The 16108-nt window shown below is 74.1% G+C and carries 14 protein-coding genes and 1 pseudogene; 11 read left to right on the forward strand and 4 right to left on the reverse strand.

The annotated features are described in order from the left end of the window. Window positions 1-17 precede the first annotated feature (17 nt). The 3 genes from ACGFWE_RS20325 to ACGFWE_RS20335 form a co-directional block, all read right to left on the reverse strand. Window positions 18-518 carry a peptidylprolyl isomerase gene (locus ACGFWE_RS20325; RefSeq protein ID WP_393600629.1) on the reverse strand — a complete coding sequence of 167 codons (501 nt, stop codon included), beginning with the start codon at window positions 516-518 and terminating at the stop codon, window positions 18-20. 143 nt (window positions 519-661) lie between these two features. Next, window positions 662-1720: an acyltransferase family protein gene (locus ACGFWE_RS20330; protein ID WP_393600630.1), complete on the reverse strand. Its 1059-nt coding sequence runs from the start codon at window positions 1718-1720 to the stop codon at window positions 662-664. 82 nt (window positions 1721-1802) lie between these two features. Further along, window positions 1803-3050, reverse strand: coding sequence for an MFS transporter (locus tag ACGFWE_RS20335; protein WP_352390169.1), 1248 nt, complete (start codon window positions 3048-3050; stop codon window positions 1803-1805). Window positions 3051-3596: 546 nt separating this feature from the next. On the opposite strand from ACGFWE_RS20335, the gene ACGFWE_RS20340 reads away from it, so the two are divergent. The 11 genes and pseudogenes from ACGFWE_RS20340 to ACGFWE_RS20390 all read left to right on the forward strand — a co-directional run bounded on the left by ACGFWE_RS20340 (window position 3597) and on the right by ACGFWE_RS20390 (window position 15052). Then, entirely contained in the window at window positions 3597-4592 is a 996-nt protein-coding gene (locus tag ACGFWE_RS20340) for an NAD-dependent epimerase/dehydratase family protein (RefSeq protein ID WP_393600631.1), read from the forward strand. 47 nt (window positions 4593-4639) lie between these two features. After that, window positions 4640-6274: a carbamoyltransferase gene (locus ACGFWE_RS20345; protein WP_393600632.1), complete on the forward strand. Its 1635-nt coding sequence runs from the start codon at window positions 4640-4642 to the stop codon at window positions 6272-6274. Next, the gene (locus tag ACGFWE_RS20350) at window positions 6271-7281 is read left to right on the forward strand and encodes a glycosyltransferase family 2 protein (RefSeq protein WP_393600633.1); all 1011 of its coding nucleotides are present in this window, start codon (window positions 6271-6273) and stop codon (window positions 7279-7281) included. The genes ACGFWE_RS20345 and ACGFWE_RS20350 overlap by 4 nt, the downstream gene beginning before the upstream one ends. 35 nt (window positions 7282-7316) lie before the next feature. Further along, window positions 7317-7721, forward strand: a pseudogene (locus ACGFWE_RS20355) (D-glycero-alpha-D-manno-heptose-1,7-bisphosphate 7-phosphatase); the annotation flags it as partial. A 207-nt stretch (window positions 7722-7928) separates the two neighbouring features. Next, on the forward strand, window positions 7929-8840 hold the full coding sequence (locus tag ACGFWE_RS20360) for a glycosyltransferase family 9 protein (RefSeq protein ID WP_393600828.1): 912 nt from the start codon (window positions 7929-7931) through the stop codon (window positions 8838-8840). Continuing rightward, window positions 8837-9799, forward strand: coding sequence for a glycosyltransferase (locus ACGFWE_RS20365; protein ID WP_393600634.1), 963 nt, complete (start codon window positions 8837-8839; stop codon window positions 9797-9799). The genes ACGFWE_RS20360 and ACGFWE_RS20365 overlap by 4 nt, the downstream gene beginning before the upstream one ends. Continuing rightward, complete coding sequence (locus tag ACGFWE_RS20370) at window positions 9796-11031, forward strand: glycosyltransferase (RefSeq protein ID WP_393600635.1); 1236 nt, start codon at window positions 9796-9798, stop codon at window positions 11029-11031. Before ACGFWE_RS20365 ends, ACGFWE_RS20370 begins: the two co-directional genes overlap by 4 nt. Beyond that, the gene (locus ACGFWE_RS20375) at window positions 11028-11651 is read left to right on the forward strand and encodes an SIS domain-containing protein (RefSeq protein ID WP_393600636.1); all 624 of its coding nucleotides are present in this window, start codon (window positions 11028-11030) and stop codon (window positions 11649-11651) included. The genes ACGFWE_RS20370 and ACGFWE_RS20375 overlap by 4 nt, the downstream gene beginning before the upstream one ends. Beyond that, on the forward strand, window positions 11648-13096 hold the full coding sequence (gene rfaE2 / locus ACGFWE_RS20380; protein WP_393600637.1) for a D-glycero-beta-D-manno-heptose 1-phosphate adenylyltransferase: 1449 nt from the start codon (window positions 11648-11650) through the stop codon (window positions 13094-13096). The genes ACGFWE_RS20375 and rfaE2 overlap by 4 nt, the downstream gene beginning before the upstream one ends. Beyond that, window positions 13093-14112, forward strand: a complete 1020-nt coding sequence (locus tag ACGFWE_RS20385; protein ID WP_393600638.1) for a glycosyltransferase family 9 protein — start codon at window positions 13093-13095, stop codon at window positions 14110-14112. The genes rfaE2 and ACGFWE_RS20385 overlap by 4 nt, the downstream gene beginning before the upstream one ends. Beyond that, a complete protein-coding gene (locus ACGFWE_RS20390) occupies window positions 14090-15052 on the forward strand; it encodes a glycosyltransferase family 2 protein (protein WP_393600639.1) in 963 nt (320 codons plus the stop codon). Before ACGFWE_RS20385 ends, ACGFWE_RS20390 begins: the two co-directional genes overlap by 23 nt. Window positions 15053-15077: 25 nt before the next feature. On the opposite strand, the gene ACGFWE_RS20395 is transcribed toward ACGFWE_RS20390, so the two are convergent. Next, the gene (locus tag ACGFWE_RS20395; protein WP_393600640.1) at window positions 15078-15968 is read right to left on the reverse strand and encodes an SDR family oxidoreductase; all 891 of its coding nucleotides are present in this window, start codon (window positions 15966-15968) and stop codon (window positions 15078-15080) included. Window positions 15969-16108 lie beyond the last annotated feature (140 nt).

Genomic DNA, 16108 nt, shown 5'->3' on the forward strand with positions numbered 1-16108 from the left:
TCAGTCTGCCGGCGCGGTCAGTCGACGACCTTGGCGGACTCGATGATCACCGGCTGCGTCGGCACGTCACCGTGACCGCGGCTGCTGCCGGTCCGTACGCCCTTGATCTGGTCGACGACGTCCTGGCCCTCGGCGACCTTGCCGAACACGGTGTAACCCCAGCCGTTCGGGTTCTTGGCCGTGAAGTTCAGGAACTCGTTGTCCGAGACGTTGACGAAGAACTGCGCGGTCGCCGAGTGCGGGTCGCTGGTGCGCGCCATCGCCACGGTGTACGCGGTGTTCTTCAGACCGTTGTCGGCCTCGTTCGGGACCGGCGCGAGCGTGGGCTTCTGGACCATGTCCGGGGTGAAGCCACCGCCCTGGACCATGAAGCCGTCGATCACCCGGTGGAAGATCGTGCCGTCGTAGTGCCCGTTGCCGACGTACTTCAGGAAGTTCTCGACGGTCTTGGGCGCCTCGGCGTCGGCGAGCTCGAGGACGATACGGCCGAAATTGGTGGTCAGCTCGACCCTGGACATGGGAATCGTCCCTTTCTGGTGGGGCATGACCGAAGCATCTTGTCACACGGCTGTGCGGGTGCCGGTGGCGTTCCGCGTGGGGAAGGAACGGCCGACGGCGACACCGGGGCGGCGCCGGTGGGCGGGGCCCCCGCAACCGGACCTCAGGCACGGACCGCTCGCGTCGGTTCCCGTCGGAAGGCCCACCGCAGCTCCGGTTCCACCACGTACCGCAGGGCCCGGCGGACCGGTGGGGTGCACAGGGCCGTCACGGCGGTCGCGGCGAGCAGGGTGGCCGCGGCCGCACCCAGGGGACCGTGGACCCAGGCGGGGCCGTACCAGCCCCAGGACCGGGCGCCCTGGACGAGGAAGCCGTGCAGCAGATAGCCGTACAGCGTGCCCGCGCCCAGTGCGGTGAACCAGGTCCGCCGCCCGGGCACCAGCGCGAGGAAGCACCCGACCAGGACCAGCGAACACCCGAAGGCGGCCGACGTCATCACCGGTCCGGACCAGGCGGGCGCGCCCAGCTCCTGGGCGCTGTCCCGGTGGTAGAGCCAGGCCGCGCTCATCCGCGGCACCACCCAGTAGGCCGCCACGAGCGCGCCGGCGAACACCGGCCCGGCGAGCAGCCGTACCGCCCGCCGGCGGACCAGCCGGAAGTGCTCCGGCTTCAGGGTCAGGCCCAGCACGAAGTACGGCAGGAACTGCAGGACGCGCTGAAGGTCGAGGTCGTCGCCGATGGAGGGCGTGAGGGTCGCGAGCATCGCCACGGCGAGGGCGACCGGCACCGGATGACGTACCCGCTGCCACAGGGGGGTGGTCAGCCGCCACACGAACAGCGCCACCAGGAACCACGTCAGATACAGGGGATCCAGCAGACTCACCGGCCGGTCCGGCACCCGGTCCGTCCACCGCGTGAAGAACGTGTACGCCGTCTCGAAGACGACGTACGGCACGACGAGCCCTGTCACCAGCCGCCGCAGCCGCCCCGGGCTCGCGTCGAAGTTCCGCGAGAAGTAGCCGGAGACGACGATGAACGCCGGCATGTGGAAGGCGTACACGAGCAGGTACAGCGCGGACACGCTCCGGCTCCCGGCCCGCAACGGCTCCCACGCGTGCCCGACCGCGACCAGCACGATCGCCAGGTACTTGGCGTTGTCGAAGAAGGGGTCCCGCTCACGGGGGGCGGCGGTGGCGGGGTGCGCAAGGTGCTCGTCGTGCATCCCGGGCGCCTCACCACACCGGGAGGGGCCCAAACTCCGTACGTGTGTGCCGGCCATGCCCCGTTCGAGCCCGTCGTGCCCGTCAGGCGGCCGTGCTCAGCGCTTCCCGTCCCGCCACCTCGCCGCCCGGCTTCGCCGGCAGGGACACGGGCTCCAGGGCCCGGCGCCCCCGTACCAGGAAACCCGCGCCGATCGCGCCGGCGATGAACAGGCCACCGGTCACGAGCGCTCCGCGCGCCCCGGCCAGTTCCATGAGCAGGCCCAGCGCGGGCGGGCCGCCGAGGCTCCACACCGTGCCGATGCTGCTCCACACGCCGAGGACGCGTCCGCGCAGGTGAGCGGGCGGGTCGGTCTGGAGGACGGCCGTGCCGGCGGTGTCGGAGACGGACTCCACCACGGCCATGGGCAGGACCAGCACCAGCAGGACGGCCAGCGACGGTGACAGCCCCGCCGCCAGTTGCAGCAGCGCACCCGCGGCGGCCAGCGTGCCCACCAGCCGGACGGAGGGCCGTCGCAGCCGGGCGCCGAGGAACGCGCCCAGGATGCCGCCGACGGCGAGGACCGCGGAGACCGTGCCGAACGCCCCCGCACCGCCCGCGAGCGGCCCGGTGACGAGCACGGCCAGGGTCAGCCCGTAGTTCCGGCCGAAGACCGAGCTGATCCCGGTGATGCCGGCGAGCGCGACCAGCCGGGGACGGGCCGCGAAGAAGCGCAGGCCTTCGCGCACGGTCGTGCCGGGCCCGGCCGCGACGGTCGCCTCCGGCCCCGCCGGAGGTGCCGCACCGGGGGCGGGGCGCAGGAACGGCACGACCGCGGCGACGAACAGGAAGGACAGCCCGTTGGCCGCGTACGCGGCGGCCGTGCCGAGGAAGCCGACCGTCACACCGGCCAGGGCGGTCCCGACGAGCCGGCCGGCGCTGTGCACCATCGAACCGATGCCGATGGCGGAGGGGACGTCCTCGGCCGGGACGAGATCGTTGCCCAGCAGGGCGCACGCCGGTCCGTCGACGGTGGCGATGGTTCCGGTCACCGCGGCCAGCACCAGCAGGGACGTCATGTCGAGCCGGCCCAGCGCCACGAGCACGGCCGTGACGAAGGCGACCGCCCCGAGGAGCGTCTGGCTGACGGCCGCCGTCAACTTGCGCGACCAGCGGTCCACCGCCGCTCCGCCCAGCAGGCTCATGAACAGCGCGGGGCCGGCCTGGACGGACATCGACAGGCCCGTCGCGGCGGCGGACCCGGTGATCTGCAGAACGAGCAGGTTCTGCACCGTGAGCTGCATCCACGTGCCGGCGTTCGACACGAAGTTCGCGACGGACCACCAGCGCATGCTGCGGTGTCTCAGGGACCGCCACGGCGAGCGGGAGGCAGCGGAAGGGCAGGCAGGGACAGGAACGGAAGACACAGTGCGGTACCCGAGAGGCGAAGTGGCAGGTCAGACAGGTAGGCGAAACCGAAGAACGCCGGCTGCGCTGCGCGGTCATCCACCGAGTCGGTCACGGCGCGCACCATCGTGGCAGACGTGACCGGTGAGTCCGCCGCGGTACGCCGTACGACCGTGCCCCCACGGGCTCAACGGCCGCTCGCCCCACGCGCACTTGCGGTGCCGAGTGCGGTTGCTCACAGGTATCGGTCGCGACCTGCTGCGGTCATGTGCACAATTAGGGATCAACGTGTGAAAACTACTCGCCTGGGAACCCAGCGTTCGTGCCGTCGGGAAAACGGCGGCCTCGGCCCATACCGGCCCTGTTCCTGACACGTGTCCCGTGTATCCAGTCCGTTTCTGTCACTTTCGCTCTCTTCCCGTGAGCCGCTCGCGCCGCACCGGACACATGCGCGGCGCTCCGGCCCGGCGAGCGCGGCTGAAGGACGTCCCATGACTGATGCCACCCCTCGTGTGCCCTGGCGCCGTGCCCTGGTGACCGGCGGCGCCGGCTTCCTAGGCAGCCATCTGTGCGAGCGCCTGCTGGATTCAGGTGTCGAAGTCGACTGCGCGGACAACCTGGTGTCCGGATCGCGCCGGAACATCGCCCACCTCGACGGCCGCGCCGGATTCGGGTTCGTCGAGTGCGATGTCTCCGTGCCCGAGTGTCTGCGGCACCTGCCCGGGCCGTACGACCTCGTCCTGCACTTCGCCTGTCCCGCCTCGCCCGCCGACTACCTGCGGCTGCCCCTGGAGACACTCGACGCCGGCAGCCTGGGCACCCGCACCATGCTGGCCCTGGCCGAGCGGGACAGGGCCCGCTTCCTGCTCGCCTCGACGTCCGAGGTGTACGGCGACCCCCTGGTGCATCCGCAGCGCGAGGACTACTGGGGCAACGTCAACCCGGTGGGTCCGCGCAGTGTGTACGACGAGTCCAAGCGGTTCGCCGAGGCGCTGGTCACCGCCCATGTGGGGGCCCGGGGCGCCGACGCGGGCATCGTGCGCCTGTTCAACACCTACGGGCCCCGCATGCGCGCCCACGACGGCCGCGCCGTGCCGACGTTCGTCTGCCAGGCGCTGGCCGACGAACCGCTGACGGTGGCGGGTGACGGCAGCCAGACGCGGTCCCTGTGCTATGTCGACGACACGGTCGACGGAATCCTGCTGGTGGCCGCGAGCCACTCGGTACGGCCCGTGAACATCGGCGGGACCGACGAGGTCACGGTCCGCGACATCGCCCGCCGGGTGGTGGAACTGGCGGGCTCCTCCTCGCGCATCGAGTTCATCGACCGCCCCGTCGACGACCCGCAGCGCCGCCGCCCGGACACCCGGCTGGCCCGTGAACTGCTGGGCTGGGCCCCCAAGGTGCCCTGGGAGGAAGGGATCAAGCAGACCATCGCCTACTTCGCGGCGGCGCGGCCGACGCGGGAGCCGGCCAGGCAGGTCTGAGCCCGCAGCCCCCGAAGTCGTCCACCCCGCCGCCCCGGAGGAACCGTATGCGTGTCCTGGGAATCAACGCCCTTTTCCACGACCCGGCCGCCGCCCTGGTCATGGACGGCAGGATCGTGGCAGCGGCGGAGGAGGAGCGCTTCAGCCGTCGTAAGCACGGCAAGCGGCCCGTCCCCTTCTCCGCGTGGGAACTGCCCGAACTGTCCGCCCGCTGGTGCCTGGAGCAGGCCGGTCTCACCCCGGCCGAACTGGATGCGGTCGCCTACTCCTACGACCCCGAACTTGCCTGCCCCGCAGAGCAGTTGGGCCTGAACGACCCCTGGGACCACCTGCGTCAGGAGTACGCCCGCCGCGCCCCCGAGTTCCTGGCCGAGGCCCTGCCCGGACTCGACCCGGCCAAGGTGCGCTTCGTCCCGCACCACGTCGCCCACGCCGCCTCCGCCGGCCAGGCCTCCCCCTACCCGGACTGCGCCGTCCTCGTCCTGGACGGCCGCGGCGAGTGCGGCTCCCACCTCGCGGGCCGCTACGCGAACCGCGAACTCGCCGTCCTCGGCACGCAGTCACTGCCCGACTCCCTGGGCCTGTTCTACGAGGAGCTCACCCAGCACCTCGGATTCCTGCGCAGCAGCGACGAGTTCAAGGTGATGGCCCTCGCGTCCTACGGCCGGCCGCGCTTCCTGGAGCAGCTGCGCGTGTACGTCCACCTGGCGGGCGAGGGCGGCTTCCGGGCCCGTCCGGTGCCCTGGTCGTCGCTGGTCCCGCCCCGTGCGGCGGGTGACCCGTGGACGCAGGACCACGCCGACGCGGCGGCCAGTGCCCAGGCGTGTCTGGAGGAGGTCCTGCTCGGCCTGGTGGGTTGGCTGCACGAGCGCACCGGCGAGGAGACGCTGACCCTGGCGGGCGGTGTGGCGCTCAACTGCGTGGCCAACACCCGGCTGTACCGGGACGGACCCTTCCGCCGCATCTGGGTGCAGCCCGCGGCCGGGGACGCCGGCACGGCCCTCGGCGCCGCGCTCCACGTCGCCCACCAGAAGGAGACGGTGGAGGCCATGCCGACGGCCGCCCTGGGCCGTGGCTGGAGCGACGACGAGCTGCGCACCTGGCTGGAGACCGCCGCCGTCCCCTACGAGGAGCCCGCCGACATCGCCGACACCGTCGCCGACGAACTCGCCCGCGACGGCATCGTGGCCTGGTTCCAGGGCCGCAGCGAGTACGGTCCCCGGGCCCTGGGCCACCGGTCGCTGCTGGCCCACCCCGGTCATGCCGCGAACCTGGAACGCCTCAACGCGGTGAAGGGACGGGAAGAGTTCCGTCCGGTCGCTCCCATGGTGCTCGCGGACCGGGCGGCGGAACTCTTCGACGGGCCACTGCCCAGCCCCTACATGCTGTTCGTGCACGACGTCGCCGCCGCGTGGCGCGACCGCATCCCGGCCGTGGTCCACGTGGACGGCACGGCCCGGATCCAGACCGTGGAGCGCGACACGGAGCCGCTGGTGGCCCGCATGATCGACGGCTTCGAACGCCGCACGGGGCTGCCCGTGGTGGTCAACACCAGCCTCAACACGGCCGGCCGGCCCATGGTCGACGACCCGCGGGACGCCCTGGAGTGCTTCGGGTCCGCGCCCGTGGACCTGCTGGCCCTCGGGCCGTTCGCGATCCGGCGGAAGGAGATGTTCGCATGACGGACGCCCCGGCCTCCGCCCCTCCCGCGTACGCCGTCGTCGTACCGACGATCGGGCGTCCCTGTCTCGCCGACTGCCTGGGTGCGCTCGCCGCGGCCACCGGTCATCCGCCCACCGAGGTCTTCGTGGTCGACGACCGCCCGGACCCGGACGGGAAACTGCCGCTGGAGGCCGCGGGCGACCTGCGCGGGCGGGTGCGGACCCTGCGCAGCGGCGGACGCGGCCCCGCGGCCGCCCGCAACACCGGCTGGCGCACCGTCACCGCCCCCTGGACCGTCTTCCTCGACGACGACGTCCAGGTGCTGCCGGACTGGTCCCGCCGGCTCGCCGAGGACCTCGCGGCGGCCGACGCCGTCACGGGCGGGATCCAGGGCCGGCTGACCGTCCCGCTGCCCACGGACCGCCGTCCGACGGACTGGGAGCGCGGCACGGCCGGACTGGAACAGGCCGCGTGGGCCACGGCGGACATGGCCTACCGGACCGCCGCGCTGGCGCAGGTCCACGGCTTCGACGAGCGGTTCCCCCGGGCCTTCCGTGAGGACGCCGACCTGGCGCTGCGGGTGCGGGACGCCGGCTGGACGCTGCGCCACGGCCGGCGCACCACCCGCCACCCGGTGCGCCCGGCCGACCGCTGGGTGTCGGTACGCGCCCAGCGCGGCAACGCGGACGACGCCCTGATGACCCGGCTGCACGGGCGCGACTGGTGGACCCGCGCCCAGGCACCCCGGGGACGGCTCGCCCGGCACACGCTGGTGACGGCCGGCGCGCTCGTCGCCGCCGGGTGCGCGCTGACCGGCAGACCACGGGCCGCCGGTGGAGCCGCAGCGCTGTGGGCGCTGGGCACGGCCGAGTTCGCCCTGGCCCGTATCGCACCGGGTCCGCGGACCGCCCGCGAGATCGCCACCATGCTCTCCACCAGCGTGGTCATCCCGCCCCTCGCGGTCCGCCACTGCGTCGACGGCCTGATACGCCATCGACGCGCCGCACAGCTGGGGAGCATGCCGTGAACCATCCGACCCCACCCGCCACTGGGCCCGCCGCGGTGCTCTTCGACCGCGACGGCACCCTCGTCGAGGACGTCCCCTACAACGGCGACCCCGACCAGGTGCGCCCCCTGCCCGGCGCAGGACAGGCCCTGGACCTGCTGCGTGCGGCGGGCATCGCGACCGGCGTGGTCAGCAACCAGTCGGGCATCGGCCGCGGACTGCTCACCCACGCCGACGTACAGCGGGTCAACGCCCGGGCGGACGAGCTGCTCGGCGGTCTCGGCACCTGGGTGTACTGCCCGCACCTGCCCGAGGACGGCTGCACGTGCCGCAAACCCCGGCCGGGTCTGGTGACCGAGGCGGCACGACGCCTGGGAGTGGCTCCGTCGGACTGCGTGGTGATCGGCGACATCGGGGCCGATGTCCTGGCCGCACAGTCCGCGGGCGCCCGCGGCATCCTCGTACCCAACGCGGCGACCCGGCCCGAGGAGATCGGGACGGCTCCCCGGACCGCACCCGACCTGCTCACGGCGGTCCGCGAACTCCTTGCGGAGGAGCCGCGCGACAGCTGCGGCAGGGCACTGGTCGTGCGGCTCGACAGTTTCGGTGACGTCCTGCTCGCCGGGCCCGCCGTCCGGGCGGTCGCCGCGCACTCCACCCGGGTGACGATGCTCTGCGGCCCGCTCGGCGAACCCGCCGCACGGCTCCTGCCCGGCGTCGACGACGTGATCGTGTGGGCGGCCCCGTGGGAGGGCGTGAACGCGCCCTCCGTCGCCGACGCGGACGTCGACGGACTGGTGGAGCGCCTGAAGACCGACGCGTTCGACACCGCGCTGATCCTCACGTCGTTCCACCAGAGCCCCCTGCCCACGGCCCTGCTGCTGCGGATGGCCGGTGTCGCACGGATCGGCGCCGACAGCGTCGACCACCCCGGCCGCCTGCTCGACGTGCGGCATCAGCGGCTGCCCGGCCGGCACGAGACCGAGGCCGCGCTCGACACCGCCGCCGCCCTGGGCTTCCCCCTGCCCCCGGGGGACGACGGCCGGCTGCGCGTCCTCCCGCCCCCGGACACCGTCGCGCTGACCGGCAACGGCCCCTACGTCGTCGTACACCCCGGGGCCAGCGCGCCCGCCCGCGCCTGGAGTCCCGAACGCTGCGCCGAGGCCGTGGCCCTGCTCGCCGACGCCGGTCACCGCGTCGTCGTCACCGGCGGCCCCGACGAGACGGACCTCACCCGGCGGGTCAGCGGTGACTGGGCCGTGGACCTCGGCGGCAGGACCGTCCCGCAGACCCTGGCCGGCGTCCTGCGCACCGCCGACGTCGTGGTGTGCGGCAACACCGGCCCCGCTCATCTGGCCGCCGCCGTCGGCACGCCCGTCGTCTCCCTGTTCGCGCCCGTCGTCCCGGCCGGGCGGTGGGCGCCGTACGGCGTGCCCCATGTGCTCCTCGGCGACCAGAACGCGCCCTGCGCGGACAGCAGGGCCCGGCACTGCCCCGTGCCCGGTCATCCGTGCCTGGACGAGGTCACCGCCCAGGACGTGGTGCGCGCGGTGCAGAAACTCCTCAAGGAGAGCGCATGAACATCCTCGTCTGGCATGTGCACGGCTCGTGGCTGACGTCGTTCGTCCAGGGCCCCCACACCTTCCTGGTCCCGGTGACGCCCGATCGCGGCCCTGACGGACTGGGGCGGGCCCGAACCTGGCAGTGGCCGGCGAGCGTGCGCGAGCTGAGCCCCGCCGAGCTGCGCGAGGCCGACATCGACCTGATGGTGCTGCAACGGCCGCACGAGCCGGAGCTGGCAGAGCGCTGGACCGGCCGCCGGCCCGGCACCGACGTACCCGCCGTCTACGTCGAGCACAACAGCCCGCACGGGACGCCCGTCGACACCCGCCACCCCCTCGCCGACCGGAGCGACATCCCGCTCGTCCACGTCACCCACTTCAACCGCCTGATGTGGGACAACGGCCGCGCCCCGACCGAGGTGATCGAGCACGGCATCATCGACCCGGGGCCCCTGTGGACCGGCGAGGAGGCCCGCGCCGCCGTCGTCGTCAACGAACCCGTGCGGCGCGGCCGTACCACCGGAACCGATCTGCTGCCACGGTTCGCGCGCTCGGTGCCGCTGGAGGTCTTCGGCATGCGCACGGACGGGCTCGCCGACCACCTCGCACTGCCCGCCGACCGCTGCCGCAGCCGGGACCTGCCCCAGGGCGAACTGCACCCGGCGATGGCCCGCTGCCGCCTGTACCTGCATCCCGTGCGGTGGACGTCGCTCGGACTGTCGCTGCTGGAGGCCATGTTCCTCGGGATGCCCGTGATCGCACTCGACACCACGGAGGTCAGGGAGGCCGTGCCCGAAGGGGCCGGAGTGGTCTCCAACCGGTTCGACGTACTGGAGGAGGCCGTCCGCGGGTTCCTCGCGGACCGGGCCCACGCCCGGCGGACCGGGGAGGCAGCCCGGGCCGCGGCACAGTCCCGCTACGGAGAGCGGCGTTTCCGGGACGACTGGGAACGCCTGATCAAGGAGGTCACCCGATGAGCCCCAGGCAGCCGTCGGCCGGCCGCGTCGCCATGGTCTCCGAGCACGCCAGCCCGCTGGCCGAGCTCGGTGGTCCCGACGCGGGCGGCCAGAACGTCTACGTGGCCCAACTCGCCGCTCAGCTGGCCCGCCGCGGTCATGAGGTCGTCGTCTACACACGCCGTGACGACCCGCGGCTGCCGGAACGGGTCGTCACACCCGACGGGGTGAAGGTCGTCCACGTGCCCGCCGGGCCGCCGGCCCCGATACCCAAGGACGAACTCCTGCCGTACATGGAGGAGTTCGGAGCGTGGCTGGCCCGTGAGTGGGCGACGGAGCCACCCGACGTGGTGCACGCCCACTTCTGGATGTCCGGCATGGCGGCGGTGGCCGGGGCGCGCGCCGTGGGCGTGCCCGTGGTGCAGACGTACCACGCGCTCGGCACCGTCAAGAAACGGCACCAGGGCGCCGCCGACACCAGTCCGCCCGACCGCGTCGCGATCGAGACGGCCGTGGGCCGGGAGTGCGGCGGCATCATCGCCACCTGCGAGGACGAGGTGCGCGAACTCGTCGCCATGGGGCTGCCCCGCCGGCGCATCCACGTCGTGCCCTGCGGTGTGGACCCCGTGCAGTTCGCGCCGGTCGCCGCAGCCCGCCGGGCCCCGTCCGCGCGCCGGCGACTGCTCACCGTCGGCCGGCTCGTGCCCCGCAAGGGCTTCGACCGGGCGATCCGCGCCCTCGCGGACGTACCGGACGCCGAACTCCTCGTCGCCGGGGGCCCCGAACCGGCCCTGCTCTTCGCCGAACCGGAGACGGAACGGCTGTGCGCGATCGCCGAGGAGTGCGGTGTCGCCGACCGCGTGACGCTGCTGGGCGGCGTGAGCCGTACCCGGATGCCCGCACTGATGTCCGGCGCGGACCTCGTGCTGTCCGTGCCCCGCTACGAGCCCTTCGGCATCGTCCCGGTCGAGGCCATGGCCTGCGGCACCCCCGTCGTCGCCACCGCCGTCGGCGGCCAGCTCGACACCGTCGCCGACGGCGTCACGGGCGTCCTGGTCCCGCCCGACGACGACCACGACCTCGCCGGGACCGTCCGGGAGCTCCTCGACGACCCGCGCCGGCTCAGCCGCTACGGCGCCGCCGGACGACGCCGGGTGCTCGCCCGCTTCACCTGGGACCGCGTCGCCGACGGGGTGACCCGGGTCTACAGCGCCGTTTCCTCCGTTCCCTCGCTCTCGGGAGTCGTGCGATGACCCTCGCTGCCGACGCCGCACACTGCGACGACCTGATGAAGGCCCTCGAAGGGTTCCGCGAATACGCCGCCCCCGTCGTCCGGCGCTGGGGCTCCTCCCTCGCCGAACGCCTGAGCACCGGCGCCCGGCTCCTCGTCGCGGGCAACGGCGGCAGCGCGGCCCAGGCCCAGCACCTGACCGCCGAGCTGGTCGGCCGCTACCGCGAGGACCGTCCGCCGTTCTCCGCGCTCTCACTGCACGCCGACACCTCCTCGACCACCGCCATCGCCAACGACTACGGCGTGCAGGAGATCTTCGCCCGGCAGGTCGCCGCGCACGGCCGGACCGGGGACGTGCTGATGCTGCTGTCGACCAGCGGCGCCAGCGCCAACCTGCTCGTCGCCGCGAAGGAGGCCCACCGGCTGGGCATGACCGTCTGGGTCCTGACCGGTCCGGCGCCGAACCCGCTGGAAGGATCCGCGGACGAATCCCTGTGCGTGGACGCCGCGACGACCGCCACGGTCCAGGAACTGCACCTCGTGGCCGTCCACATGCTCTGCGAGTCCTTCGACCGCACCGTGGAACGACTGGTGACGGCTGACGGCCGACGGGCGGACAAGGCTCCGGAGGGCGGCGTATGAGCGCCCCGGCCCCGCTGCTCGTCGTCGGAGACGCGCTGCTCGACCACGATCTGTGCGGACGGGTCGAGCGACTGGCCCCCGACGCGCCCGTCCCGGTCGTCAGCTCGCTCCGGCGCATCGCGCGACCGGGCGGAGCCGCGCTGGCGGCCTGCCTCGCCGCGGCCGACGGGCGGCAGGTCACCCTCGTCACCGCGCTCGGCGACGACGAGGCCAGCGAGTCCCTGTGCCGGCTGCTGGCCGACCGGGTGCGCCTGGTGCGGCTGCCCCTGACCGGCACCCTGTCCAGCAAGACGCGGGTCCTCGCGGAGGACCGGCCGCTGCTGCGCCTGGACGACGGCGACGGGCGGGCCCGGGAGCGCACCGACGAGGCGTGCCGGGCGATCGCCGAGGCCGGTGCCGTACTCGTCGCCGACTACGGCCGCGGCACCGCCGACGTCCTGCGCGACGCGCTGGAGTCCGCGGCCGCACGGGTGCCCGTCGTCTGGGATCCCCATCCGCGCGGCAACCCGCCGGTGCCGGGCGTCCGGCTGGCCACGCCGTGCGCCGCCGAGGCGCGTGGCTTCGCCGAGCGACCGGGCACCGGCGAGGAACCGCAGAACGGCAGCTCCCTGCACACCGCGGCCCGCCACGCCGACACGCTCGTACGGGCCTGGCGTGCGGCCTCCGTGGCCGTGACGCTGGGCGGGCGGGGCGCACTGCTGTCCCACGGCGAGACTCCGCTGCTGGTGCCGTCGCCGGTCACGGCCGAGGGCGACGCCTGCGGGGCCGGGGACCGGTTCGCGGCGACCGCCGCCGGATTCCTCGCCGACGGCGAACTCACCGAGACCGCCGTACGGGCCGCCGTGCACGCCGCCACCCGGTACGTCGCCGAGGGCGGCGCCCGCGCGCTCGCCGTGGACACCGCCCCGGCCGCCCCGCCGCGACCCTCCGACGACCGGGAGCCGACGGACGACGCCCTGCGCACGGCCGCCCGGGTACGGGCCGCCGGCGGGACCGTCGTCGCGGCCGGCGGCTGCTTCGACCTGCTGCACGCCGGTCACGTCGCCCTGCTGCAGGCCGCCCGCCGTACCGGGGACTGCCTGGTGGTGTGCGTCAACTCGGACGCCTCCGTACGCCGGCGCAAGGGGAGCGGCCGGCCCCTGGTCCCGCTGGCGGACCGGGTCCGGGTGCTGCGCGCACTGGAGTGCGTCGACGCGGTCGCCGTCTTCGACGAGGACACCCCGGAGCGACTGCTCGGTGAGCTGCGCCCGCACATCTGGGCCAAGGGCGGCGACTACGCCTTGGCCCGGCTGCCGGAGGCGTCACTCGTGGAGAGCTGGGGCGGCCAGGTCGTCCTGTTCCCCTACCTGGACGGCCGCTCCACCACCGGCATCGCCGAACGCGCGGCAGCGGCACCCCGGCCCGCCCGCCGGCCGGCGCGTACGAGCGGACGGAGGGGCCGATGACCGCCCTACCCCGTCGGCCCCGCCTCCTGGTGCTGCGCGCGCTGGGACTGGGCGACCTGCTCGCCTCGGTGCCCGCGCTGCGCGGCATCCGCCGGGCCTTTCCCGGACACCACGTCGTCCTGGCGATCCCCCCGGCGCTCGCCGAGGCAGCGCAGGCCACGGGAGCGGTGGACGAGATCCTCCCGGCCGAGGCCCCGGAACGGGCCGTACCCGCACTGGACCGGTGGACGGGCCCGCCACCCGACATCGCGATCGACCTGCACGGCAACGGGCCGGAGAGCCGCGACGCGCTGGCCGCCCTGGCCCCCCGCCGGCTCCTGGCCCACGCCCAGCCGGACCCGGTCCTGCCGCGGCCTCCGGTGTGGCGGCCGGACCAGCACGAACGCGAGCGCTGGTGCGGCTTCCTCGCCGCCTACGGCATCGCCGCGGACCCCGCCGACCTGCGGCTGCCACCGCCGGACGCGCCCTCCCCGGCGCCGGGAGCCGTGGTCGTCCATCCCGGCGCGCAGTCCGCGTCCCGCCGCTGGCCCGCCGAGCGCTTCGCCGGTCTCGCACGGCGCCTGCGCGCCGCCGGTCACCCTGTCGTCCTCACCGGTGGCCCGGCCGAGGACGCCCTGGTCCTGGACGTCGCCGCACGCGCGGACCTGCCCGAGCGCGACGTCCTGCGCGGCGGCCTGCCGTTCGGCGAGCTCTCGGCGCTCGTCGCCCACGCCGCGCTCGTCGTCAGCGGCGACACCGGACTCGCGCACCTCGCCGTGGCCCACGCCACACCCTCCGTGACGCTCTTCGGACCGGTGTCACCCCATCTGTGGGGCCCGCCCCGCACCGGGCACCACCTCGCCCTGTGGAAACCCGGACCGCCCGGCGATCCGCACGGCGACGCCCCCGACCCCCAGCTGCTGCGGATCGACACCGACGAGGCCACCACGGCGGCACTGTCCCTGTTGCGGTCCGCACGGAGCGGTGCGTCACCACGGAGGGGGGACGAGGTCCGTGTCCCCGCAGCCCCGCCCTGAGATGCCGCGGCCCGAGGAGTTCCGGCCTGAGGCCGGTCGCACCGGCGCCCGGGACAGCGGGGGCAGCGGGGACAGCCGGGTCACCGTCGCGGTCATCACCCGTGACCGGCCCGCCGGCGTCCTGCGGACCGTCGACGCCCTCACCGCCCTCCCCGAACGGCCCCCCGTCATCGTCGTCGACAACAGCTCCGGCGACTCGGCCCTCCAGGCGCTGCGCCACCACCATCCGTCGGCCGTCCGCGTCCTGAGGCCCGGCCGCAACACCGGCGCCCTCGGCCGCAACCTCGCGGTACGGCAGGCCGACACGCCCTATGTGGCGTTCAGCGACGACGACTCCTGGTGGACGCAGGGCTCGCTGCGGCAGGCGGCCGACCTGCTCGACCGGCATCCCCGGCTGGGCCTGCTCGCGGCCCGCACCCTCGTCGGGCCCGAACGGGCCGAGGACCCCCTCAACGCCGTACTCGCCGCCTCACCGCTGCCGCGCGAGGCAGACCTGCCGGGCCGCCCGGTGCTCGGCTTCCTGGCCTGCGCCTGCGTGGTGCGCCGGGACGCCTACCTCGCGGCGGGCGGCTTCCATCCGCTGCTGTTCTTCGGCGGCGAGGAGACCCTGCTCGCCTACGACCTCACGGCCCGCGGCTGGGGCGTCACCTACGATCCGTCGCTGACGGCCCGTCATTGCCCCGCGCCGGGAGGCCGCGGCGGGCGCGGTCACCTGCTGCGGCGCAACGAGGTGCTGACCCTGTGGTTGCGTCGTCCGCTGCCGGTCGCCCTGCGGGCCACCGCCCGCCTAGGGGCCGCGGCGACCGCGGGCGACCCCCACGCCCGCCGCGCCCTGCGCGAGGTCGTCGTACGCCTTCCCGCCGCCCTGGCCCGGCGTCGCCCGCTGCCGCCGCACGTGGAGGCCGCGAGCAGGCTGCTGGAGCGCCAAAAGCGCAGGTGACCGGCGCCACGGCGCGCCTCTGGGCTCACGGCAGCGGCGTGCCACCGGTCGCGTTGAGGATCTCCGCGGTGACGAAGCTCGCTTCCTGGGAAGCCAGGTAGACGTACGCCGGGGCCAGCTCGGCGGGCTGGGCGGGGCGTCCCAGCGGGCTCTGCTTGCCGAACTCGACGGTGTCGGGCATCGTCGCGGGAATCAGCGGCGTCCACACCGGGCCCGGCGCGACCGCGTTGACGCGGATGCCGCGCTCCGCGACCATCTGGGCCAGCCCCTGGGTGAAGGTCACGATGGCGCCCTTCGTCATCGCGTAGTCCAGCAGGTGCGGACTGGGCTTGTACGCCTGCACCGACGTGGAGTTGATGACGCTCGCACCCTTCGGCATGTGCGGCAGGGCGAACTTGGTCAGCCAGAACATGCCGTAGAGGTTGGTGCGCACGACCCGGTCGAACTGCTCGGTGCTGATGGCCTCGATGCCGTCCGGCTGCGACATCTGGAACGCCGCGTTGTTCACCAGTACGTCGATGTGCCCGAACTCCGAGACGGCACGCTCGATCAACGCCCGGCAGTTGTCCTCCTCACGGATGTCACAGGAGACGGCGACCGCCTTGCGGCCGGCGTCCTCGACGAGCCGGGAGGTCTCGCGCGCATCGTCCGCCTCCTCCGGCAGATGCGTGAACAGCACATCGGCACCCTCCCGGGCGAAGGCCAGCGCCACCGCCCGCCCGATGCCGGAGTCCCCGCCCGTGATGACGGTCTTACGGCCCTCCAGCCGGCCGCTGCCGCGGTACGACTCCTCGCCGTGATCCGGCGGCGGGTCCATCGGCCCGGTCCACCCCGGGTGCGCCTGGTCCTGCGCCGGAAACTCCGGGGTCGGATGCTGCGTCGTGGGATCCTGCTGGCTGTGCTGCGACTCGGTCACGGCGACCTCCTCAACACCGACGGGTTCGGACGAACGAGCGAGTTCCCGCACGACAGCACCCGAAAAGAGAGAAACCCGTCCGTTTCCGTGAACGAGATGGAGTGGCCGGGGTATCGCAGCCACCGTGACACGCGCTCACA

This window comes from Streptomyces sp. NPDC048523, assembly GCF_043199815.1.
Classification (GTDB): domain Bacteria; phylum Actinomycetota; class Actinomycetes; order Streptomycetales; family Streptomycetaceae; genus Streptomyces.

Bases quoted from the DNA above. Each gene is read 5' to 3' on its own strand.
- ACGFWE_RS20325 (WP_393600629.1), bottom strand. From the start codon at position 518: ATGTCCAGGGTCGAGCTGACCACCAATTTCGGCCGTATCGTCCTCGAG.
- ACGFWE_RS20330 (WP_393600630.1), bottom strand. From the start codon at position 1,720: ATGCACGACGAGCACCTTGCGCACCCCGCCACCGCCGCCCCCCGTGAG.
- ACGFWE_RS20335 (WP_352390169.1), bottom strand. From the start codon at position 3,050: ATGCGCTGGTGGTCCGTCGCGAACTTCGTGTCGAACGCCGGCACGTGG.
- ACGFWE_RS20340 (WP_393600631.1), top strand. From the start codon at position 3,597: ATGACTGATGCCACCCCTCGTGTGCCCTGGCGCCGTGCCCTGGTGACC.
- ACGFWE_RS20345 (WP_393600632.1), top strand. From the start codon at position 4,640: ATGCGTGTCCTGGGAATCAACGCCCTTTTCCACGACCCGGCCGCCGCC.
- ACGFWE_RS20350 (WP_393600633.1), top strand. From the start codon at position 6,271: ATGACGGACGCCCCGGCCTCCGCCCCTCCCGCGTACGCCGTCGTCGTA.
- ACGFWE_RS20360 (WP_393600828.1), top strand. From the start codon at position 7,929: ATGCTCTGCGGCCCGCTCGGCGAACCCGCCGCACGGCTCCTGCCCGGC.
- ACGFWE_RS20365 (WP_393600634.1), top strand. From the start codon at position 8,837: ATGAACATCCTCGTCTGGCATGTGCACGGCTCGTGGCTGACGTCGTTC.
- ACGFWE_RS20370 (WP_393600635.1), top strand. From the start codon at position 9,796: ATGAGCCCCAGGCAGCCGTCGGCCGGCCGCGTCGCCATGGTCTCCGAG.
- ACGFWE_RS20375 (WP_393600636.1), top strand. From the start codon at position 11,028: ATGACCCTCGCTGCCGACGCCGCACACTGCGACGACCTGATGAAGGCC.
- rfaE2 (WP_393600637.1), top strand. From the start codon at position 11,648: ATGAGCGCCCCGGCCCCGCTGCTCGTCGTCGGAGACGCGCTGCTCGAC.
- ACGFWE_RS20385 (WP_393600638.1), top strand. From the start codon at position 13,093: ATGACCGCCCTACCCCGTCGGCCCCGCCTCCTGGTGCTGCGCGCGCTG.